Origin of the sequence: uncultured Campylobacter sp. (assembly GCF_938030815.1) — a bacterium.
GTDB lineage: Bacteria > Campylobacterota > Campylobacteria > Campylobacterales > Campylobacteraceae > Campylobacter_B.
Genome location: NZ_CALHII010000289.1, coordinates 1 through 20983 on the forward strand (window position 1 = coordinate 1; position 20983 = coordinate 20983).

At 47.2% G+C, this 20983-nt stretch carries 19 protein-coding genes and 1 pseudogene; 6 read left to right on the top strand and 14 right to left on the bottom strand.

Annotated features, from left to right (window positions below; all coding sequences use genetic code 11):
• Together Q0277_RS10870 and Q0277_RS10875 are read right to left on the bottom strand one after the other, a co-directional pair.
• The coding region (locus Q0277_RS10870; protein WP_297998072.1) for a cytochrome c biogenesis protein ResB at nucleotides 1–2072 on the bottom strand (2072 nt) is incomplete at its 3' end.
• A gap of 307 nt (nucleotides 2073–2379) precedes the next feature.
• On the bottom strand, nucleotides 2380–2871 hold the full coding sequence (locus Q0277_RS10875) for a CreA family protein (RefSeq protein WP_297998073.1): 492 nt from the start codon (nucleotides 2869–2871) through the stop codon (nucleotides 2380–2382).
• Nucleotides 2872–2969: 98 nt separating this feature from the next.
• Here Q0277_RS10875 and Q0277_RS10880 point away from each other — a divergent pair, with 98 nt between their 5' ends.
• The 6 genes from Q0277_RS10880 to Q0277_RS10905 are packed head-to-tail and all read left to right on the top strand — an operon-like array spanning nucleotide 2970 to nucleotide 7701.
• Nucleotides 2970–4340, top strand: a complete 1371-nt coding sequence (locus Q0277_RS10880) for a phosphomannomutase/phosphoglucomutase (protein ID WP_297998087.1) — start codon at nucleotides 2970–2972, stop codon at nucleotides 4338–4340.
• Nucleotides 4337–4582: a CmeU family protein gene (gene cmeU / locus Q0277_RS10885; RefSeq protein WP_297880638.1), complete on the top strand. Its 246-nt coding sequence runs from the start codon at nucleotides 4337–4339 to the stop codon at nucleotides 4580–4582. The genes Q0277_RS10880 and cmeU overlap by 4 nt, the downstream gene beginning before the upstream one ends.
• A complete protein-coding gene (locus tag Q0277_RS10890; protein ID WP_297998089.1) occupies nucleotides 4575–5588 on the top strand; it encodes an alanine racemase in 1014 nt (337 codons plus the stop codon). The genes cmeU and Q0277_RS10890 overlap by 8 nt, the downstream gene beginning before the upstream one ends.
• A complete protein-coding gene (locus Q0277_RS10895) occupies nucleotides 5585–6298 on the top strand; it encodes a LemA family protein (protein WP_297945944.1) in 714 nt (237 codons plus the stop codon). Before Q0277_RS10890 ends, Q0277_RS10895 begins: the two co-directional genes overlap by 4 nt.
• Nucleotides 6299–6313: 15 nt before the next feature.
• A complete protein-coding gene (locus Q0277_RS10900) occupies nucleotides 6314–6907 on the top strand; it encodes a hypothetical protein (RefSeq protein ID WP_297998091.1) in 594 nt (197 codons plus the stop codon).
• On the top strand, nucleotides 6904–7701 hold the full coding sequence (locus tag Q0277_RS10905) for a TPM domain-containing protein (RefSeq protein ID WP_297998093.1): 798 nt from the start codon (nucleotides 6904–6906) through the stop codon (nucleotides 7699–7701). The genes Q0277_RS10900 and Q0277_RS10905 overlap by 4 nt, the downstream gene beginning before the upstream one ends.
• Before the next feature lie 65 nt (nucleotides 7702–7766).
• Here the strand turns inward: Q0277_RS10905 and Q0277_RS10910 are convergent, their stop codons facing one another.
• The 12 genes and pseudogenes from Q0277_RS10910 to ccsA all read right to left on the bottom strand — a co-directional run.
• Nucleotides 7767–7964 carry a hypothetical protein gene (locus Q0277_RS10910; protein WP_297998095.1) on the bottom strand — a complete coding sequence of 66 codons (198 nt, stop codon included), beginning with the start codon at nucleotides 7962–7964 and terminating at the stop codon, nucleotides 7767–7769.
• A complete protein-coding gene (locus Q0277_RS10915; protein WP_297998096.1) occupies nucleotides 7961–8314 on the bottom strand; it encodes a hypothetical protein in 354 nt (117 codons plus the stop codon). The genes Q0277_RS10910 and Q0277_RS10915 overlap by 4 nt, the downstream gene beginning before the upstream one ends.
• A gap of 216 nt (nucleotides 8315–8530) precedes the next feature.
• Nucleotides 8531–9169, bottom strand: a pseudogene (locus Q0277_RS10920) (ABC transporter ATP-binding protein); the annotation flags it as partial.
• A 1-nt stretch (nucleotide 9170) separates the two neighbouring features.
• A complete protein-coding gene (locus tag Q0277_RS10925) occupies nucleotides 9171–10304 on the bottom strand; it encodes an FtsX-like permease family protein (protein WP_297998098.1) in 1134 nt (377 codons plus the stop codon).
• Nucleotides 10291–11535 (bottom strand): ABC transporter permease, encoded by a 1245-nt coding sequence (locus Q0277_RS10930; protein ID WP_297998100.1) that lies wholly within the window; start codon nucleotides 11533–11535, stop codon nucleotides 10291–10293. The genes Q0277_RS10925 and Q0277_RS10930 overlap by 14 nt, the downstream gene beginning before the upstream one ends.
• On the bottom strand, nucleotides 11535–12953 hold the full coding sequence (locus Q0277_RS10935) for a Fe-S-containing protein (protein ID WP_297998102.1): 1419 nt from the start codon (nucleotides 12951–12953) through the stop codon (nucleotides 11535–11537). The genes Q0277_RS10930 and Q0277_RS10935 overlap by 1 nt, the downstream gene beginning before the upstream one ends.
• Nucleotides 12954–13342: 389 nt before the next feature.
• Nucleotides 13343–13864: an iron transporter gene (locus Q0277_RS10940; protein ID WP_297998104.1), complete on the bottom strand. Its 522-nt coding sequence runs from the start codon at nucleotides 13862–13864 to the stop codon at nucleotides 13343–13345.
• 15 nt (nucleotides 13865–13879) lie between these two features.
• The gene (locus tag Q0277_RS10945; RefSeq protein ID WP_297998106.1) at nucleotides 13880–15811 is read right to left on the bottom strand and encodes an FTR1 family protein; all 1932 of its coding nucleotides are present in this window, start codon (nucleotides 15809–15811) and stop codon (nucleotides 13880–13882) included.
• A 219-nt stretch (nucleotides 15812–16030) separates the two neighbouring features.
• A complete protein-coding gene (locus Q0277_RS10950; RefSeq protein WP_297998109.1) occupies nucleotides 16031–17134 on the bottom strand; it encodes a c-type cytochrome in 1104 nt (367 codons plus the stop codon).
• Between the two features lie 2 nt (nucleotides 17135–17136).
• Entirely contained in the window at nucleotides 17137–18396 is a 1260-nt protein-coding gene (locus Q0277_RS10955; RefSeq protein WP_297998111.1) for a cytochrome bc complex cytochrome b subunit, read from the bottom strand.
• A gap of 9 nt (nucleotides 18397–18405) precedes the next feature.
• Complete coding sequence (gene petA, locus Q0277_RS10960) at nucleotides 18406–18912, bottom strand: ubiquinol-cytochrome c reductase iron-sulfur subunit (RefSeq protein ID WP_177387024.1); 507 nt, start codon at nucleotides 18910–18912, stop codon at nucleotides 18406–18408.
• 609 nt (nucleotides 18913–19521) lie between these two features.
• Nucleotides 19522–20983, bottom strand: a 1462-nt coding sequence (gene ccsA / locus Q0277_RS10965; protein WP_297998112.1) for a cytochrome c biogenesis protein CcsA, incomplete at its 5' end; no start/stop codon positions are given.

Here is a 20983-nt window from a genome sequence, read left to right on the forward strand (position 1 = left end):
TGGCTTTGCTTCTCGTCCATACCTAGAATTTTCTTAAGCTCCGGCTCGCTAACCTTGATGATTGGCGCACGCCTCCAGTAGCTTTGATTTAGCATAAACGAAAGCGCAGCGGCGTTGTGGTTTAAAATTTCGCCATTTGGCGCCTTGTAGTTGTCGGCACGGTAAATTTTATTTAAAAGCTCCCTAGAAACGGTATCAAAAGGCTCCATTCGCCCATCAAATCCCTGAATTACGAGGCTTGCTAGATCTTCGCTAAATTTAGGATCGAATTTCGGTACGGCCAGCTCGCCTCCCATAGTAGAAAAATTATGCGGTGGGACGGAGTCTTGCTCCGCTGCAGATTCTTGCGAAGCGGAGCTCTGCTTGGAATTTTCGGCGGCGGAATTTTGCATGGAATTTTGCGCAGAATTTTGCGAAGCGGGATCTTGCACGCTAGCCGGGCTTTGCGGCGCGGAATTTTCTGCGGCTGCATTTGAGGCGGAATTTTGCGAAGTAGAATTTTGTGCCGTGGAGTTTTGTTCGGCGTTTGCTGTGCTAGGATACAATGTAGCCAAGCTCAAAGCCAATGCGCCTACTAATGCTAATGCCGCGCCTTTAGTACCGCGTCGCGATTTTTTGGTGCGTTTTGATATGGAGCTTTCTGCGGAGCTTGCGGGCACCGAGCTAGACGCCAAATTTTTAGAATTTACATCTTTTTCTCGAGCAAGATGCGTATTTTCGCTGATTAAGTGCGAGAGCTTGAAAAAGCGCGAGCCCCGATTAAAAAAGTTAAAAAACATCCCTACGCAAAGCAAAAAATAACCGATGTAAGTTGGAACTTTACCGGGGTCTTTATTGACCGAAAGCACGGTGCCGCGCTCGTCTGTATCGTATGAGCTTTGGAAAAATCGGTATCCGCCGTAATCGAGCACGTGATTCATAAAAATATCATAATCAAAGCTCGAATTGCCGTCTTTTAACGTGATTTCGCTTTTATATCCGGAGGGCGAATTGGTGCCTGGATAGCGATCCATCACAAAGTCGCGAAGCGCGATTTTAAAAGGCAGATGAAGCATCTTTGGCGCCAAGGCTACGATGAAATTCTTATCGCCTACCTTGTAGCTAGCGCCATGCGAATCCCTAGGTACGTAGATTTCGCGACTCTGCCCCGCAAAGCTTAGTGTAGCTACTACGCCGGGCTCACCAGGTAAATTCGTATCGACCGGGACGAATTTCTCGACCGCGGAGCTAAGCAGACTAACAGGGGCGAAATTTATCCCGTCGAAGCTGTAAAGCAAGAGATTGCCTAGCGGATTATCCTCGTTTCTCTTAAGCGGTGCAGTGCTCATATCAGCCATTTTAGTGGCGTTTATATCAAGGCTTGAGTTTAGATAGAATTTGCCGTCTTTGGATTTTATATAGATGAAATTCTTACTTTTAGGCTCTGCATTAAAAGTGATACTAAGCTCGCCTATCTCCATGTTTTCGCCCGATTGCAAGGAGACGTTTTGGCTGCCAACGTTGTTGGAAAATAATAGCTCCACGCGCGCAGGAGCCTGTCCGGTCGGATCTTGCACCCATTTTAGCTCGCCGTGTTCTACGAGCTCTTTAAATTTTAAATTTGCGATCCTACCCTCTACGTCTAGATTGAGATCGAAGTTCATCCGTCCTGCGCCGTTTAAAAATTTGCTCTCGTCAGCAGATATAAACTCGCCGTCGCTGCCTAAAGTAAGGAGCTGAACGACCTCGTCTTTAGTCGTTACGATCGAGCTCTCGCCGCCCTCTCTTATATGGATATTGCCCTCAAAGCCGAAATATCTCGTCAAAATCGCTCCAGCAAGCATAAACAAAAAGCTTGCGTGAAAGATTAGCGCAGGCAGCGTGCGAAGTTTAATCATGCGGTAGCGATAGATATTGTAGGTTAAATTTACTCCCAAAAGCACCATCAGCGCGCCAAACCACGCAGTAGAATAAACCATCGCCCAAGCTACTTCCGTGCCGTAAGCGGTCTCTACAAAAGTAGCGATTGCACAGGCTAGCGCCAAAATAAGTAGCATCACTGACGCGCACTCCATACTAAAAAATGTCTTCATTGATTTCCTTTAGATTTACGAGGGTTTTCAAAATCGCGAGATTTTAGCAAAAATTGCTTAATTTTTCATTTTACGACTTGCAAGCGCACGCCTACTAGCGTAGCGCGAATATGCGTTAAAATGCTTTTATAAAGCGGTAAAATTCTCATCTTAGGCATTCGCTTAGGAATTTAACGGTGCGGATAAATTTTATAAAATGCTGCGGAATTTGGCGAAATTCTATTAAATTTCATGCGCCATCTCATCGCGTAATTTCTAATTTAAAATTCGCTGTGATAAAATTCTATCTTTGCGGAATTCCTTCTTATTATTTTTTGCCTTGGGTATATGCGAGCTCGTACACGTCGCCCACGGCTTGATGGCACGGGATCGCCGAGATCGAGTTATTAGGCGAGCCATCAATCACTTTGTCTGAATAAACCAAATAGATTAGTGAGCCCTGCACCGCGTCGTAAAGCCTAACTACATGGGTCTTTTTGAAGATTAACGAGCTGCGTTTTTCAAAAATATCCTCTTTTTTCAGCTCCTCTTTGATGATGATTTTAGGCGCTGTCTGCACGCACGAAACAGAAGCTTCGGAGCGATCCTCCTCCACGCCGATGATCTCTTTGGCACCGCCTTTTTTGGCGTAAGAGACGTAGCAGGTCACTCCATCAACCTTAGGATCTTTAACCGCGATAACTTCGATGCGATCGTCTTTGCCAAAAATTCTAAACGAAGTATTTACGCTACCTACGAGCTCGTAATCGCCCGCAAAAGCAAAAGCCGCTAAAATCGCTGCTAGAATAAATTTTTTCATAATCATCCTTTGGAATTTTAGCGGCGATTTTATCATTTATAATATAAATATTAAGCAAGTTTTTATAAAATACCGCGATTTAAATTTAAAGGAATTTTATGATCGAAGATATCTTTAGAGAATACGATATTCGCGGCATCGTGGGCGAAGAGCTAAACGAGCGCAGCGTAAAAGCGATCGGCTTCGCGCTTGGCAAACATATCGCAAATCTGGGGCTTGAGCGCGTTAGCGTGGGATACGACGCCCGTCTTAGCGCGGATGAGCTTTTCGGCTATTTCGTAAGCGGGCTAAATTTCGCCGGGTTGCGAGTTTATGATATCGGCTTGCTGCCGACGCCGGTGGGCTATTTTAGCGTATTTACGCATAAATTTGACGCAAACGTAATGATTACCGGCTCGCACAATCCTAAAAATTACAACGGCTTTAAAATAACGATCGGCACAGACAGCTTCTTCGGCGCGGATTTGAAACGCCTCGGCGCGCAGGTGCGAGAGCTGATCGGTTCAAATTTTAAAATTCCAACCGATATAAGCACTCAGAAGTACGACATCTTAAGCGAGTATCTAGTATATTTTGAGAAAGAATTTGCGGCTCTTAAGGGCTTTGCCGCGCCTTTTATCATTGACTGCGCAAACGGAGCTGCAGGCGTTACGACTACTAAAATCGTCGAAAGGCTAGAGCTAAACGCTAAAGTTTTATTTCCACAGCCAGACGGTAACTTCCCAAACCACCACCCCGATCCCAGCGAGGAGAAAAATTTAGCTGATCTTAAAGCCGCGATGAAGCAAGACGGCGTGGCTCTAGGCTTCGGCTTTGACGGAGATGCCGATAGAATCGCCGTGCTTACGCCGCGCCGCAATATCAAAGGCGACGAGCTAGCCTGCCTGCTTGCCTTAAATATGCACCGCCCACGCATCCTAGGCGAGGTTAAATGCTCTCAAGCGATGTATGATACCATCGATAAGATCGGCAAAAGCTTTATGGGCAAGACCGGCCACAGCAACATCAAAAAGGCGATGAAAGAGCTTGGCATCGATCTTGCCGCCGAGGTGAGCGGGCATATCTATTTTAAGGAGCGATATTTCGGCTTCGACGACGCCGTATATGCGATGATGCGCGTGCTCGAGCTCGTCAAGCTCGGCTTTGATCTTGACGGCGAGCTCGATAAGCTGCCGCGGACGTTTAGCACCGACGAGATAAAATTTAATACGAGCGAGGAGGCGAAATTTAAGATCATCGAAGCTCTTAAAGCTCAAATCCACGCAGGTATCGCGGAGCTGCCACCCATCCGCGATATTATCGAGATCGACGGCATCAGAGTGCGGTTTGATGACGGCTGGGCGCTCGTACGGGCAAGCAACACCACGCCTGTGATCGTAACCCGCTTCGAGGCCAGCAGCCCCGAGTTTCGCGACGAGATGCAGCGCGTATTTTTAGGTAAACTAGAAAATTTAAAGGACCAGAGATGAACGAATCTGAAAAGCAAGAGGTTGAGAAAAATATAAAAGAGCTTTTGGCTGCGAGAGCGGAATTTTTTAAATTCTTAGATGAGCGCGTGCCAAAAATCGCTGGCACCGACGTATTTGATTTCGAGCGCGCAGGTGCGGCTAGCTTGAAGGAAGTTTACGCGAAATTCTACGGCTACGACTACGCCGCACGCAAGCTGCTGCCATATTTATACCGCACTTACGGGCTAAATTTCGATGTCTGATATTATCTTAGATCGCGCCGCTTATGCGCACAATCTAGCGCAAATCGCCGCCAAAGTAGGTGAAGCGGAGCGAGTATTTTTGGTAGCCAAGGATAATTCATACGGCCATGGCTGCAGGCTTTGCTGCGAGGAAGCGGCGAAACTAGGCTTCGTACACGCCGTAACGCGAAGTGCTACGGAAGCTGCGCAGATTGCGGATTTATTTGATGAAATTTTAGTGCTTTCGCACATTCCGCGCGGGGACGAGGACGAGCGGTTTTGCTACGCAGTAAATGATCTGAGCTACTTTGCGCGTCTTAAACGAGGGCTTAAAATTTATATCGCTGCAGATACTGCTATGCACCGCAACGGCATCGCTGCGAGCGAGCTAGATGAGGCGCTTAGGCTATGCAAGGCGGGCGGATTTAAGCTTCGTGGTTTTTTTACACACTTTCGCGCAAGCGACGAGCTAAGTGGAGATTTTTTCGCGCAGAGGCAAAATTTCATAGAATTTAAGCGCCTTGCGAGGCAAAAAGCCGCCGCCGCGGGCTTTGGAAATTTAAAATTTCATTCGAGCAACTCCGCGGCGATCGAGCGCAGAGCGGGCTTTGAGGACGAATACGTGCGCGTAGGCATGGCGCAGTTCGGCTATCCGCAATTTGACGAGAGCCTAAATTTACGCCCCGTACTAAAGCTCTATGCCGATCTGATCAGCTCGCGCGTGCTGAAAAAAGGCGAGCGCGTGGGCTACGGCGCGAAATTTGAAGCGCCGCGCGATATGAGGATCGGCACATACGATCTAGGCTACGCAGACGGGCTATTTCGCTACGACGGCGAGGGCGAGCTAGCGCTTGCAAGCGGGCAAAAAATGCTCGGAAAAATGTCGATGGATAGCTTCTGTGCAGAATTCGGCGGAGAGCGAGTTTGCGTGCTGGGCGACGCGCGGATTTGGGCAAAACACTTTGGCACGATCGAATATGAAATTTTAGTCAAATTAAATTCCAACATCCCAAGGAGATTTCAATGAAAGAGCTGCAAGGAGAAAATAACGAGCGTATAGGTTACGACGATAAAGGCTTATCCGCGCGAGGCGAGAGCTTTGGCGGAGGAGAGTATCCGCGCCAAAAAGGAGGGCTTCATATCTTAATCAAAGCTCTAATTGTCTTAGTGATTGCGGCGATCGCGTTTGCGATATTTGCAGTGCCTGTTTACAATAAACTCGTAAGCAAAGATGAAGAAGTTAAGGCCGCGTGGAGCCAGGTGCAAAATCAATATCAGCGCCGCGCCGATTTGATTCCAAATTTCGTAGAAACCGTCAAGGGCTACGCAAGCCATGAAAAAGATACCTTAGAAGGCGTCATAAATGCCCGCGCTAAGGCAACTGCTGTCAATATCAATGCAGAAAGTTTAGCGCAAGATCCGGAGGCGTTTGCGAAATTTAACGGCGCCCAAGGTGAGCTTAGCTCAGCCCTATCGCGCTTGATGCTGGTAGTCGAGCGCTATCCGGATCTTAAGGCAAATCAGAATTTCGCCGACCTGCAAAATCAGCTCGAAGGCACGGAAAACCGTATCGCCGTAGCGCGCAAGGACTACATCGCCTCGGTGCAGGAATACAACAAGCTAATTAGAACCTTTCCTACAAACATCATCGCGCGCATCGTAGGACTAGGCGGCGCCAAACCTAGCTTTAGCGCTGATAGCTCAAGCCAAAAAGCCCCTAGCGTCTCGTTTAAATAACGCTAAGGGAGACAAATGCTAAGCGAGCAGTGCAAGCAAAAAATCCACGAGCTAATCACGAAAGCCGAAGCTGCAAGCGGTGCGCAGATCGTCTGCGTGGTCGCGCGCGAAGCAAGCGAAGACTGCGAAGCTAGCTATGGCGCGGCGGTAATGACGGCGTTTGCGATCGGCATCGTTCTGTGCTTCGTGCCACAAATAAGCAAAGCTGAGCTACTGCAGATCGTAGCACTTAGCTTCATTGCGATTAAAGCTCTGCTAGCTAAATGCCCCATGCTTTTAACTATAATCACGCCTAAATCTCGCAGACTTCGGCTCTCGGGCGAGTTTGCGATGCAAAAATTTTACGAGCGCTACGGCAGCGTAAAAGAAGCGATAATGTTTTGTGTCTGCGTCCGCGAGCGCTGCGCTCATATCATCTGCGGCGCGCGAGCGGCGGAGTTTATCTCTAAGGTTGAGTTTGAAGGTATCACGACGGAATTTAATCCTAGCGCGCAAGGCCTTGAGCCTGCCGTTTTAAAGGCGATGGACGCGCTGTGTGAGCTAGCCATGCGAGTGCCTAAAAATAGCGAAAATAACGAGATAGAAGAGACCTTGGTGGAGCTGCGATGAGAGTGGCTTGGAGATTTGCTTTTGCCCTAATGGCGCTATTTGCAATAAGCCTCGCCGTGCCCAGCGAGTATCTAGCCCATCCAAACGGCACCGCTGTAATTGATGAGGCTGGTATTTTACGCCCAGCCGCAAGAGAGAGCCTGAATGAAATTTTAACGACTTTCGATAAAAATTCCACAAACCAGATCATGCTCATAAGCCTAAAATCGCTCGGTGGCTACTCTATCGAGGAAATCGGCGTAGAGCAGGCACGCGCTCTTGGTATCGGGCAAAAAGGGCGCGACAACGGCGTACTGCTGCTTGTTGCTCCGCACGAGCATAAAGTGCGTATCGAAGTCGGATACGGGCTAGAGGGCGTACTAACCGATATGCGCGCTAAACGCATCATCAGCAATAAAATTCTGCCCTATTTTAGGCAGGGAGATTACGAAAGTGGCGTCATTAGCGGAATTTCAGCGATCATTAGCACGATCGAAGGCGGCGATATAAAATTTGATCCGCTTAACGCCAACGCGCAGCAGGATCCGAGCAACAAGGACTTTGCGATCTTTATGGTGCTTTTTGCAGTCTTGCTTTTTGCGATACTAAGCCGCCGCGTGACGCGCCTCAGAAGAAGCGACGAGGATATAATCTCGAGCGCAGACATCATAAGCGAAATCGCGCGCTCATCGCGCATGAGAGGCGGCTCATCCGGGGATTTTGGCGGATTTAAAGGAAGTGGCGGTTTTAGCGGAGGCGGCTTCAGTGGGGGCGGCGGAAGCTTCGGAGGAGGCGGTGCTAGCGGAAGCTGGTAGCCACAGAAATTTTATCAAAATTCCAAATCGTAGAATTTTGTATAAATTTTAAAATTTTAAAATTTCTAAATTCGGCTACTGGTGTAGAAAAACAGCACGAGTGGCTTATCATTGCCCTCGATCTTTAGCGTGCGCTCGGAGGGGTCGAACTTGGAGGCAAGCGAGATGCCGTCGCTGCTTAGATGGTGCTTCCATCCGTCGCAGCCTGCGAGTAGCAGCGCGAGCACGGCGGCAGCAACTTTTAAATTTAAAAATTTTATCATCTAAAACTCGCCTTCGGGCGCGCTAAATCGGCCTTTAAATTTGCGTTTGAAATTTTAAAATTTACGGCGTAATTGCTACCTGAATTTATATCATGACCCGCGCCTAGGCGTATATTGCGACCCGCGCAGCAATACGCGCCCGTAGCGTTTCGGCTTTTAAAATTTAGAATTTTAAAATTTTTACCCACTTCGCTAGGCTTCGCAACGGCGCTTGATCTTTCTAGGCAAGCAGCTTCGGCGGGACGTGCGTAGCAAAGAGCCGCACCTGCTCGCGCGAGCCTTAAGCGAACCCGAAAATAGCGCGGGCGGGCGGTGAAATTTTTAAATTTTAACGTAGCTTCATTTTTCATCATGCGAGCTAAATTTTACGCACCGGAATTTTGCGCGCCCGAATTTTCGGCACTCTGATCTTCGCCGTTTAAATTTTGCGAGGCAGGATTTTGCTCGCTCGCAGCTTCGGCGCTAGAGCTTTGCAAAGCGCTTTTGTTTGGATCGCAATCTGAAATTTTATCTTGCGAGCCGAGATTGTGCTTCATCGTGCTTTGATCCAAAAGCTCTATTCGATCGAGCTTGCCGTGTCTTAGACGCACCACTTTGTCGGCAAATTTACCGAGCTCCTCGTTGTGCGTGACCAAAAGCAGCGTCTTGCCCTCGTTACGAAGCGTCTGAAAGAGCTGCAAAACCACGCGCTCGTTGGCCTCGTCGAGGTTGCCCGTAGGTTCATCCGCGATGATGATGTCGGGATCATTGATGAGTGCGCGAGCGATGCAGACGCGCTGCTGCTCGCCGCCGCTAAGCTCGCTAGGGCGGTGCGTGATGCGGTGCCCGAGCCCCACTTTCTCAAGTGCTGCCTTGGCGCTGTCCTCGTCCACGCAGCTGTGGTAGTATTGATTTAACATAACGTTTTCGACGGCCGTTAGATAGGGGATTAGGTGAAACTGCTGAAACACGAGGCCGATCTTTTTACGGCGAAATTCTAAAATTTGCTCGTCGTTTAGCGCGCTCGCGTCGGCTCCGCCCAGGATATATCTGCCCGCGGTGGGGGTGTCCATCAGGCTTAGGATATTTACGAGCGTGCTCTTGCCGCTGCCGCTTGGGCCCATTATGCTGACCCACTCGCCGCTTAAAACGTCGAAGCTGATATTATCGAGCGCCTTGACCACGCCGAAGTATTTGCAGATGCCTTCAAATTTTAAAATTTCCATGTCATTCCCTTAATAGATTCGCTAAATTTGGATTCAGCGCCTTTTTGATCGGATAGTAGCTTGCCGCGAGCGCAAAAATCAGGCTCAGCGCGACCGCCGCAAAGAGGCTAATCAGCCTAAAATCCACGCTGCTTGAAAATATCAGATGCCCAAGCAAGATCGCGAGCAGGTATCCCACGAATACCCCCACTAGCGAGCCTGCGACGCAGACAGTTAAAATTTCGCTCAGGATTAGGTGGAGCAAATTTTGCTTGCTCGCGCCGATTGCGCGGATGAGCGCGAACTCTTTGATGCGCGAAAGCAGGATCGAGCTAAGGCTCGTGTTGATGCAGACCGAGGTGATTAGAAGGATCGTAATGCCGATAAGAAGCATCAAAAGCTTGATTTTGTTTAAGATGATGCCCTGGGTCTTGGATACCTTGCCGATCGGCGCGAAGCTCATCTGCGCATCGCTTAGACTTTTTGAAATTTCGCTAAGCTGCTTAAAATCGCCGCTTACGATCGCTTCGGCGTAATTTACCTGCGCAGGTTGATTTAAAATTTTTTGCGCCAGCGGCAACGAGATTAGCAGCATGCCGTCCTCTTTCTGCCCGTCATAGACGATGCCTTTTATCTTTACCTTGCTCGTTTCGTTTGAGCCGATCGGCGTGATCTCGATACTATCGCCGAGCTTCGCGCCCAAAAGTTTGGCGAGATCCTGCCCGATGAGCGCGTTTTTATCGTCGAAATCTACGCCGATAAACGAGCCCTCTTTAAGATCCAAAAACGGCATAGTATCGCGCAGAGAGGAGAAATTTACCCCCATGATGATGCCTGAGTTTACGCCCAAATTTGCGCTGCCGAAAAGGTATTTATTCGCGCTTTTTAGAGCTGGAATTTTAGCAAATTTCGCATCGAGCGCCGCTTCGTCCATATGGGAATTTTCTAAATTTGCGGGGCTTACGATTAAATTTGCACCGTAGCTGTTTAACTCGCTGGCGACCTTTTTATCGATGTCGGCGTAGATATTTACGAACGCGGCGCAAACCGCGCTGCCTAGCATGATCGCGACGAAAATCACGAAGCTGCGGATGCCGCTGTTGATGATACTTTTAAAGATCGCGCCTCTAAAAAACGCGCCGTTATTTCCTACCATAAAGCACCTCCGCAGGCAGTAGTTTGATTACTCCGCGTAGCGGCAAGATCGAGCCGATAATGCAAATAAGAAGTCCAAAGACGATGCTAAGCGGAAAGACCATCAGCGATACGCCGATAAAGGAGCCAAAAATTTGATACGCGATCGCCCAGCTAAGCGCGTAGCCCACGACTGCGCCCACGAGTGAGCTTGCTACGCAGATGACGAAAATTTCGGCGGCGAACTGGATATAGATCATAAAGTTGCTCGCTCCCAGCGCCTTAAGCAAGCCGATCTCTTTTTTGCGCTTGTAAATTTCGCTGCTTAGCAGGCTCGTGATGCAGATGCTTGAGATTAGCAGCGATAGAATGCTTACGACGCCCATTAAATTTTGAATTTTTTTCGTGATGCCACTTTGAGCTTCGCTGACGCTAAGCACCGCCTTAGCGGTCGCGTTTGGATACTCCTCGGTGATTTGATATGCGATGGAGCTTACGTATGCCGAGCAGTACCAGGTGTCGTATTCTGTGGCGTCTAGATTATCGAGACTCCTTCTTGCCTTTACGGACAGATCGTCTTCCGGGATAGTCATGGCGCTAACTTCTGCTTTGGCGATGAGGCCCTCTTTGTGTGTTAGCTTTTGCACCAGTGATAAATTTGCGATCAGCTTTTTGGCTTCATCCTCCGCGCCGTGTAAAATCCCAACGACTTTAACCTCATAATCTCCAAGCTTAACCGCATCGCCGATCTTAAGCCCCAGCCCGTCGCCTGCGAGCACTTCGTCATCGGCGCCGTCTTTTACCCACTGCCCCTCTACGCTCCAAAACGGATAGAGCGAGCGCACGCCCGATCTGAAATCAGGCTCGTCGCTAACGCCTACGTCCTTTTCGAAGTATGTTCCCACGACGTCGTAATCTCCCGCGCGGGTAGTTAGAAAAGGCGCAAAGGCAGTGATATTGTTGCGCCAAAAAATTTCTTTGATCTTATGCAGCTCACTCTCTTTTAAGAAATCGTCGTTTTTAAGCGGCGAGTATTCGCGTCCGCTGATCTCGATACTTAGGCTTTGCGAGCGCGGTAGCACTACGATATTTGAGCCGTAGCTGCGTAGCTCCTTAGCGACCTCGTCGCCGATTTTTAGCGTGATATTTAGCATGCAAGCGATCAGCGAGACCGATAAAAATATGGTCAAAAACGCTAGAATTTTGCTATCCCTGGAGTTTAAAATGGAGGATTTGATGATGCGTAAAAACATTATTTAAGCTCCTTTAGCGTGCCGTTTTCATCTACATAGCGCTCGGGGTGTGCGGTAAAGGCGTTTGCATTCGCTTCGCTTTCAAAAAAGTAGGTGCGTCCGTAGTAAAGATAGCTAAATTTAGAGGTGTTTAAAATTTCTTTTCTACTGACCGGATCGATCACCTTTTTATCCACAATCTCCGAGAAATAGGACGCGCCATCCTCGATCGTCTTAAGTGCGATGACGATATTTTGCCCCTCTAGCTTATAATCTAGCGGGATTGGGTTGCAGCCGCCAAGCTTGCCGACGCTCGGCAAAAATATCCGTACATTGCAAGCTATACAGATGAGCTCGTCGCCTTTTTTGATGTAGCCCATATCGCCGCAGATCGAGCACGCGTCAAAAACCGCGACCGGGGCAAATTTATCCGCGAAGCGGTTTAGTAGAAAAAACCTGACCTTATGCCCGTCGTCGGTGACGTAGGCAAAGCGGTGCAGCTTGCCGTCCTTTACGATGTTTGCATCGATCACAAATTCCGCGCCTTGCGGCTCTATAATCTTAGGCTCGTCGATCGTAGGCGGTTTTGAAGCAACCAAGATATAATAAAGCCCCAAAAAGCTGATTAAAACCCCAAGCGATAAAATCAGGCTAAAATCTCTAAAAATGGCAAATCTGCCCGCTTTAACCTCTCTAAATTTTATAATGTCCGCTTCGCGAGGCACACGCCTTGGCGCACGAAATGCCGTAAATAGCGCAATTAGCGTAGCTATAAGGCAAAGAGCTAGCGTCAGATAGGAGTTGTTGTAGTGGATGATTTTGGCGATGACGCTTAGAAACTCGGATGAGCCGATCGCGTTTGAAAGCCCTTCAAAACCCTTCGCAGCTAGGGCTTTCGGTGCATCCGCCTGGCGCAGATCAAGACCTAAAAAGCCGATTTTAGCGATAAAAGCAAACACCCAGGCAAGAGCGAAAGACACTAGCTTTGTGCCTCTGCTCGCGCGCGCTAGAGCTGAGTGATAAATAAAATAGAATAAAATTAGCGCCAGCACGCCTAAAACCGCCATAAAGAGGTTGGTTAGGCTGAAGCTATCCAGCAGCTCGCCGGAGAAAATTTTAAAATTCATCCCTATGAAGCGGTATTCAAATCCATACGCGCAACCAAGAGCAAAAATAACTATAGCGGTAAGATAGAATCGCTTAAACTTAAACGCAAGCAGTAGCGCGAGCAGCGCTAAAAGTGCGAGCGCATCAAATACGATCTTGCCTGCATCGGCGTTTGCCGAGCGCGCAAATGCGCTAAAGCACAGCGCCCCAAACGCAGCTCCAAAAAGCGCAGGCAAAAACGATGCGCTGATAAAGCGCCTACCGCCCAGATATGCGCTTAAAAACGCGAGCGGAAACAGAGCCAAGCTAACGTGATAAAAAAATATCGTCATTAAAAATCCTCATCGAGCCTAATGCGCGTAAATCGCCTACAATTGCTAAATTTTAAAATTTTAAAACCTACGCCGCTTTGTAAATTTTAAAATTTCAAATCCGCTTGCAAAAAGTTTACAGCGGCAAGAGTCTGCCGACAAAGAGAAATTTCGTCTCGCTATTGCTTTGGTTTTATCTCGTCCTTGCAGTGCGCTAAATTTTAAAATTTTGCCGCAGCTAAAAGATTCGTAAGCTTAAACGCATTAAAGCAAAAACGATGCGCTTTGGCTACGGCGTAGCGATTAAATTTTAAATGGGCTAAAGTAACCGCCTTAAATTTAAAGCATGCGGCTAAAACCCAATACCGCTAGGGCTCTGCCGAAAACGAACTCGGCGGAGCCATCTATGATTACTCTTTAGGAGCACCTGTGTATTGGAAGGTGTATTTAACCGAGAACGGCTCCCACCATTTGCCTACGCCTGTCGCTTTGTCCGCGTGGCGGCCGAATCCGTTGGTGCTTGGATTTTCGATATTATAGGTTAGCTCGTAATTGCCCACGCCGTTTACCATTTTGATATTGGCGCCGTAGTGAGGGCCGTCGCTAGCTACCATCGGCATGAAATTTCCCTTTTGGATCTTGCCGGTGTCTAGGTTTTTAAGTACATAAGCGACCTTTAGATAAGGGATCCACTCGCCCTCGCCAAATCCGTTTGCGTTGCCCTTAATAGCGTGGATATCAGCCTCTAGGTGGATATCAGCCTTGCTAGGAGCTAGATCTATGCCCTTTGGCTCCATATCGATAGGCTGAAGATAAACGGCCGCAATCTCCATTCCGTTTTGTTCAACCGGCTCGCCGATCGGATGCTCTCCCGCCATCGCGACAACAGAAGCTAGGCTTAGTGCCAACATACCTGAAAAAATCTTTTTCATCTTTTCACTCCTTTATTAAGAATTGTTCTTTTGCTTGTTTTTTAAGATCAAAATTCCTGCGATCAAAAGCACGATCATCACCGCTTGCGGCACGAGGCTTTGGACATAAGGATAAAATCCGATCCACGTAATCGTAGGAAGCCCGTCTATCACCGTAGGCACGAATACCTTGCCCTCGACTAGCTCCATCACGCCCTTGCCCACAAATACGACGGACATATAAAATATGATGACCGATGTAGCGATGAAAAACGGCTTGATAGCGATTTTAAGCGAGAATTTTTTGATGACGATATAAACTATGATAAGAGCCGCTAGACCCGCGACAAAGCCTGCTGCTACCATGCTAGTAGCTGCCGGACTTTTAGCATCGAAAAGTAGTGCTAGATAAAATAGCACCGTCTCTGCGCCCTCGCGATAAACTGCCAAAAATACCGTCCACCAAAGCATCTTGCTATCGCCAGAGCTTAGGCTGTTTGAAATTTGACCTTGGATATAGGCGCTCCACTTTTTGGAGCTTGCATTCGAAAGAAGCCAAAAGCCCACATAAAATAGCAGAACTACGGCGATTAACATCACCGCACCCTCCATCACTTCGCGCGTTTGTCCTGCATTTTCGCTACCGAAGATATAATTCAGCCCGTAAGCCGTAGCGATACTTAGCACAACTGCGACGCCAAGAGCGCTGTAAACGATATTTAGGTGCTTTGAGTTGCCGGATTTTATAAGTAGAGCGATGACTGCGGCTACGATGATGAGCGCTTCAAATCCTTCACGCAAGATGATGATAAACGCGTATAAGAATAGATCCCAGTTGCTTGATTTCTTCGTTAGCTCTAGGCTTTGGGTAAGCTGATCAAATAGCTTATTTTGCGCCGCTACGATCTGCTCTTTGGAAGCGCCCGCGCGCATAAGAGCTGAAATTTTATTAAAGCTTGCTTCGGTGTCTAGCTTAAGCTGAGTATTTTTAGCACCGACGATATTCTCCATGCCGCTCTCTTCGTATTCATCAAAGTAGATATTACCGCTCTCGTCGATCGCGTCATCAACCTTGCCGCTTTCGTAAAGCTGCAAAACCTTAGCCATTTTGTCTTTGATATTTTGCACAATCGGCGTAAAATCCTTGCCTTCATCTTCGCTAGTATCGCTTTGTGCTAACGCAGTCTGCGGCGCTATGGAGTAGCTTTCTTGCGGCAAATCATTTACGGCTTTTAATGCTAGATTATCTAGGGCGTTTATCGCTTCGTCAAATTTTGATTTGTCCGTATCCGCATCCTCGCGCAAGAGATTTCCGATAATTTGCTGGATTGATTGATCGGTCTGAGACGAGACATATTTTCGCACTGCCTCCTCTAGACGTTCGTTGCGGTAGATATCAAATTTCGCGCGATTTAGCGCAGCTTTTAGCGCAGCAGTGTCTTTCTTATCAAACGCAGCTTTAGCGTTATCCAGCTCAGCTTTAAATTCCGTATAGACGCTCATCCACGGCGAAGTTGTACCGGATGCTGCGGAATTCCCGCCTGAGGCTGGCGCAGAAGTGCTGCCATCGCCTCCGTCTTGATACTCGGCTACGAGACGATGACCAGATTCAATCACAGGCAGAACCTCGTCAATCTCGCGATTTAGATTATCGATCATTGCTTGGATCTCATTTAGAGGCTTTTCAGCTTTGATCGCTTTACGGATATCGCCGAATTGCTTCTCCATATCGTAGGATTTTTTCTGTCCCAAATTTATGCGAATGCCGGCTTCTAAATTTTCAAAATGCCCGAAATACGCCTCTTGGGTTATCTTTCTGGCCTCCGAGTTATTGCCGTCTACATAAAATTTAACCGCCTGGGCAAATTTTTCTTTAATCGCCGCCGCTTCGGCGCGATAATCGGTCTGCGCCAGCAACATGCAAAATGGAAAAATAAGAGCCAAAATCGCAAATTTAAAAAATTTCATCTGAACCTTCTTAAGTTAAATTTATACATTAAATTTCAAAATTAAGTAGCAATTATATGTAGAAAAATCTTAAAAAGTAATAAAAAAAGCGGTTATCATAAAGCACGAAAGCGGCTAAATTCTCAATTGCAAGAGCTTTTTGATAGATAGAATTTAATAGAATTTAGGATATGGCGGAATTTTAAAAGGCAGTCGGATTTTGCTCCGACTGCTAAAATTTTAGTGAAGTTTCGACCAAATTTTACTTTTCCAAAGACCTGCAAAAACAGAAAGGATCAAGAAATATATCATAATATTTATGGTCGTAGCTTCACGCTCGGCTTTTTTACTATCGCCTACGTCAGCTAGATATTCCACGACCTTGGCTTCAGCGTTTTCGTTCAAGCCTACGCGCGGCATCGAAGTGCCTGGAAGCTTCTTTTGCGTATCGTTGATAAACTCGTGTAGATAGTTGGCGCCCTTGGAACGGATCATCATCGAAAGATCAGGAGGCGTCGAGCCCATATATGCAGCCAAGCTAGCCTTATCGCTGGATGCAAAGAGCTTATCATATTTGACGTCGTGGCATCTTAGACAAGCATCCTCAAAAACCGCCTTGCTTAAAAGGAATTTTTTCTGCGCTTCATTTAGTTCGGTGCCTTGCTTGATGCCGCTAGCAGCAGCCTCAGAGGCGATTAGTTTATCCTCGCTAGGAGCGAGCGACTTTAGATAGGCTACGATATCGGCGATCTCTTGATTTAGATCACCGCCCGCACCGAAAAACCCGGGCATCGGAAAAGGCTTTTCATCGCCAAATTTCTGATCTAGCTTAAGAGCCATGATCGGATCTTTGATGAGTGCAGCTAAGAATTTATCGGTGTATAGATAGCCTGCGCTACTAAGATCCGGAGGATTGACGCCGTATGCGGCACTAGCGCTTGCCGCGTCCATAGGAGCGGGGATATTTGCACTTTTTGCTCCATGACATGCGGTGCAGCCTGCATTTGTAAAGGTCTCGGCGCCGCGCACGGCATCACCTTTGCTAAGATCTATTTTATTTATCTCATCCCAAAAAAGCACCGTTTTGTCTTGTTGCTCTTTCGCACTGGCTAGGGCTTTTTTAGAATTTTTTATCATCGTCTCATCTCCGCCCTTTTCTGCTGCGGCCAAAGCGCTTTCTGCTGCGGCTACGTTATGCGCGGCTAAAGCCGTATCGCCTGCTGCAAAGTCATAATTTACCGGATCGGTGTGCGGACTGAGCTTAGTATGAGCATAAGGCTCGATAAACCAGTATAAAATTCCCACACAAAAAAGCACCAAGATTAGGGTTCTTATCTCTTTCATGGCTAGACCCTCTTTCTTTCTGCGATTGTAATTAACGGAAGCACTACGACGAGCAATCCGATATAGATGATCGATAAAGCAAAGCCCCAGTATTTATTTTCGATACCAAGCTCCGCGCCGTCTGCAGGGAGCTTGCCGAAAAGGCTAAGCAGGATCATGTCGATTACCAAAACCCAAAACCAAATGAAAAACGCTTTGTTTTTGTGCGCAGGCGCTACTACGCTGCTGCGGTCAAATAACGGGATAAAAAATAGCGAAATCCCGGCAAACGCAAAGGCGATAAGTCCGATGTCGGCAGCCTTAAGCGGCCCTACGTCGAAGTAAAATCCGCGCAGAATTTCATATTCCCAGAGGAAGTACCATTCCGGATAGATATGTGTCGGGGTTTTGAGGCTGTTTGCCGGCTCGAAATTTATCGGATCCATAGCGAAATCGAAATGAAAGCCCACCAGATAAAAGAAAAATATCATAAAGATACTGACGTAGAAAAAATCCTTCGCCAAAAAGCCCGGCCAAAACGGAATTACCTTGCTTTCGCTAGTTTTTCCTTCCAAATACTTCTCGCCTTCGAGCTCAAAGTCAATCTCCTCGCCGTCTAGGTTATTTACATGCGGAAATCTAAGCGAATAAAAATGCACTGCCAGCACCGCAACCACCACGAGAGGCAGCAAACAGACATGAAGCATAAAAAATCGCGTCAGCGTTGGATCACTAACAGCATAATCGCCGCGAATCCATTCGACTATCGCATCGCCAACTACGGGAATTCCACCGAATAAATTCGTAATAACCATCGCTGCCCAGTAGCTCATCTGCCCCCACGGAAGCATATAGCCGCTAAAAGCCTCAGCCGAAAAGATGATGAAAAGCAGCATTCCGCTTACCCAAATCATCTCTCGTCCTTGCTTATACGAGCGGTAATATATAGCTACTAAAGTATGAATGTATAAGATCAAAAATACAACCGATGCCGATACTGCGTGGATATGTCGCCATAGCCAGCCGTATTCGACCTCTTTCATAATCGTAAAATTTACGCTATCAAATGCTAAATTTACATCCGGTTTGTAATACATCACGAGCATTAGTCCACTAACGAACAAAACTATAAATAGCGTCATCAAAATAACGCCCATCGCCCAAAGGAAGCTGATATTTTTAGGAATCCAATACTCGCTTACCATCACCTTGAAAAATTTCGTTACGGCGAGCCTTTGGTCGAACCAATCCCAAACTCCCGTAGCTTTTCTTATATGTGCCATCTGCGCCTCCTATGCTTTCTGCTTTAGGGCTTGGTATTCGGGGCCCTCTTCGCCTAAAACGAGTTTCGTTCCGTCGATTTTAAAGGGCGGTATATCCATAGGGCGCGGCGGCGGACCGAATACGTTTACGCCGTTAGCATCGAAAATCCCACCATGACATGCACAAATGAACTGTTGCGTCGATGGCTTGTAGCTAGGAATACAGCCTAAATGCGTGCAAAGCCCTATGCAAAGCGTATATCTAGCATCTCCTACGACGACGTCGCGGGCATCGTTTTTAGGCATATCGGCGGTCTTTTTAAGCACGAAAATCGGCTTTTTGCGCCACTGCGTTTGATAAAGCTCGCCCTCTTTGATCGGACTTAAATCTACCGTAGTGACGCCGGCGGCGCGCACGCTAGGAAGCGGATCCCACGATTTCTTCATCCCCACGAGTGCGAAAACGCCACCCACAGCGGCAACCGCGCCGAAAGTAAGCCCGATAAAGCCTCGTCTATCCTGTTTTAGATCAGACATCTTTATCCTTTCAAATTAAGAAATTGACAAGCGTCAATTTTAGCCAAATAAAGATTAAATCCATATGATTATAAGCAGAAATTTAGCTTAACCTTACAAGCTAAATTATATTTTAAGATAATTTTAATGCCTAGCGAGGCGTTTTCGCAGTTTAAAATTTTATAAATTTTCAAATTCTGTCATGTTCTATCATGGCGCGGAATTTAAAATTTTAAAATTTCACTGCTCGGTCATGGCGGCAGTAGGGCAGAATTTTACGCTAGCGCGCTAGCTGAAATTTTAAAATTCTAGAATTCGTCGCACTTCCGTCGCATGAAAAAATTCCACTAGAAGTAAAATTTAAAACATTAAAACCCCATAGCGGCGCAAATTCCAAATCATTAAAATTTTACGACGCTTTACAAATCTCAAGCATCAAAAAATTCTGTCGCGATGCAAAATTTTAAAATTTAGCGCAATCGTGAGCCGTAAAATTCTATAAAATTCTGCGGAATTTCAAAGCCCAGCCAAAATTTAAAGATAAATTTCATAAATCCCTAAAGCCTCGGCAAGCTGCAAAATCTGGGCGAAATTTCAAAATTATTATTCTAAAATTTGAGCCCCACCTATCTAAAGCCTAGTTGCTTTGCCCGAGCGGAAATACGCCGCGATCGCAAGGGCCACCATCGAAGCGACCATCGCGTACGCCCAGCCGGGCACGGGGATACGCTCGCCGCTAGCGTATGAATGCATGCCGCTTAGGTAGAAATTTACACCAAAATAGGTCATTATGACGCTAAAATACGCAAACATCGAGGCTACGGCAAAGGCGAACTGATTATTGAGCTTAGGCATAAACCTAAAATGTACGACTACCGCGTAGATGAAAATCGTAATGAGCGCCCAGGTCTCCTTCGGATCCCAGCCCCAGTAGCGCCCCCAGCTTTCATTCGCCCACACGCCGCCTAGGAAGTTGCCCACCGTCAGCAAACAAAGACCTAGGATCATCGACATTTCGTTGATATGCGTGGCTTCTGCGATATTGCGAGCGATTTCGGGGTTTTTCTTGTCGAATGAAAACATCACGAGGGTAAAAATTCCAAGCAGCATGCAAAGCCCCAAAAATCCGTAGCTCGCGGTGATTACCGAGACGTGGATCGTAAGCCAGTGCGATTTTAGAACCGGCTGGAGATTGGTGATTTGCGGATCGATGTCACTAAGATGCGCGACCATCAGCGTAATGCCCGCCATTATCGAGGTAAGCGCCAGCGAGATTGCAGATTTGCGCGAGAAAAATATTCCGCTTAGCGACAGCGCCCACGCGATGTAGATGAGTGATTCGTAGGAGTTGCTCCACGGCGCGTGCCCCGAAACATAGCCGCGTAGCGCAAGACCTGCGGTGTGCGCGATGAAGGCGATGATATTTACGATATAAACGAGCTTAAATGCGCCGCCTAGGCGAAGAGCGGGCTTCATCATCCGCAAAAAGATAAAGATCAGAAGCAAAAATCCCGAGATAGTGTAGATCGGAAAGAGGCGAGAAAAAATTTTAGCCTTATTAAATAAAATTTCATATTTTATCGCGCTCTCGCTAGGCATTAAATTTGCGCCGTTTTGTGCTTGGTATTTTTTGACGTAGCTTAGCATCTTTTCCGCGCCGCTCCAATCCCCGCTTTCTTGGGCATAGACCACGGACGAAACGAATATTCCCATCATCTTTTTAACTTCAGCAGATTCGTTTTGATCCAGCGCATCGCCTAGATATAGCGGCGAAAGCCACTCGTTATTTTTAGCGTTCTTAACCGGAATAATTCTAAAATAATCCCCCATAAACGCCGAGTAAAAGACGTTTACGCGCTCATTTACCTTGATGATCTCTTTATCTAGCACGCCGCGATTGCCCAAAGGCTTGCGGTTGATCTCCTCGACCATTTTATCGAGCTTGTAGTAGCTCTCGCCGCCTTTAAATTCAAAAAAATCCATCATACTGGCGTGGCTTTGCTTCTCATCCATACCTAGAATTTTTTTAAGCTCTGGCTCGCTTACTTTGATGATCGGCGCGCGCCTCCAGTAGTTTTGATTTATCATAAAC

What these genes read in the sequence shown, in the direction of transcription:
- Q0277_RS10875 (WP_297998073.1), bottom strand. Translation starts at nt 2,871, where the DNA reads ATGAAAAAATTTATTCTAGCAGCGATTTTAGCGGCTTTTGCTTTTGCG.
- Q0277_RS10880 (WP_297998087.1), top strand. Translation starts at nt 2,970, where the DNA reads ATGATCGAAGATATCTTTAGAGAATACGATATTCGCGGCATCGTGGGC.
- cmeU (WP_297880638.1), top strand. Translation starts at nt 4,337, where the DNA reads ATGAACGAATCTGAAAAGCAAGAGGTTGAGAAAAATATAAAAGAGCTT.
- Q0277_RS10890 (WP_297998089.1), top strand. Translation starts at nt 4,575, where the DNA reads ATGTCTGATATTATCTTAGATCGCGCCGCTTATGCGCACAATCTAGCG.
- Q0277_RS10895 (WP_297945944.1), top strand. Translation starts at nt 5,585, where the DNA reads ATGAAAGAGCTGCAAGGAGAAAATAACGAGCGTATAGGTTACGACGAT.
- Q0277_RS10900 (WP_297998091.1), top strand. Translation starts at nt 6,314, where the DNA reads ATGCTAAGCGAGCAGTGCAAGCAAAAAATCCACGAGCTAATCACGAAA.
- Q0277_RS10905 (WP_297998093.1), top strand. Translation starts at nt 6,904, where the DNA reads ATGAGAGTGGCTTGGAGATTTGCTTTTGCCCTAATGGCGCTATTTGCA.
- Q0277_RS10910 (WP_297998095.1), bottom strand. Translation starts at nt 7,964, where the DNA reads ATGATAAAATTTTTAAATTTAAAAGTTGCTGCCGCCGTGCTCGCGCTG.
- Q0277_RS10915 (WP_297998096.1), bottom strand. Translation starts at nt 8,314, where the DNA reads ATGAAAAATGAAGCTACGTTAAAATTTAAAAATTTCACCGCCCGCCCG.
- Q0277_RS10925 (WP_297998098.1), bottom strand. Translation starts at nt 10,304, where the DNA reads ATGGTAGGAAATAACGGCGCGTTTTTTAGAGGCGCGATCTTTAAAAGT.
- Q0277_RS10930 (WP_297998100.1), bottom strand. Translation starts at nt 11,535, where the DNA reads ATGTTTTTACGCATCATCAAATCCTCCATTTTAAACTCCAGGGATAGC.
- Q0277_RS10935 (WP_297998102.1), bottom strand. Translation starts at nt 12,953, where the DNA reads ATGACGATATTTTTTTATCACGTTAGCTTGGCTCTGTTTCCGCTCGCG.
- Q0277_RS10940 (WP_297998104.1), bottom strand. Translation starts at nt 13,864, where the DNA reads ATGAAAAAGATTTTTTCAGGTATGTTGGCACTAAGCCTAGCTTCTGTT.
- Q0277_RS10945 (WP_297998106.1), bottom strand. Translation starts at nt 15,811, where the DNA reads ATGAAATTTTTTAAATTTGCGATTTTGGCTCTTATTTTTCCATTTTGC.
- Q0277_RS10950 (WP_297998109.1), bottom strand. Translation starts at nt 17,134, where the DNA reads ATGAAAGAGATAAGAACCCTAATCTTGGTGCTTTTTTGTGTGGGAATT.
- Q0277_RS10955 (WP_297998111.1), bottom strand. Translation starts at nt 18,396, where the DNA reads ATGGCACATATAAGAAAAGCTACGGGAGTTTGGGATTGGTTCGACCAA.
- petA (WP_177387024.1), bottom strand. Translation starts at nt 18,912, where the DNA reads ATGTCTGATCTAAAACAGGATAGACGAGGCTTTATCGGGCTTACTTTC.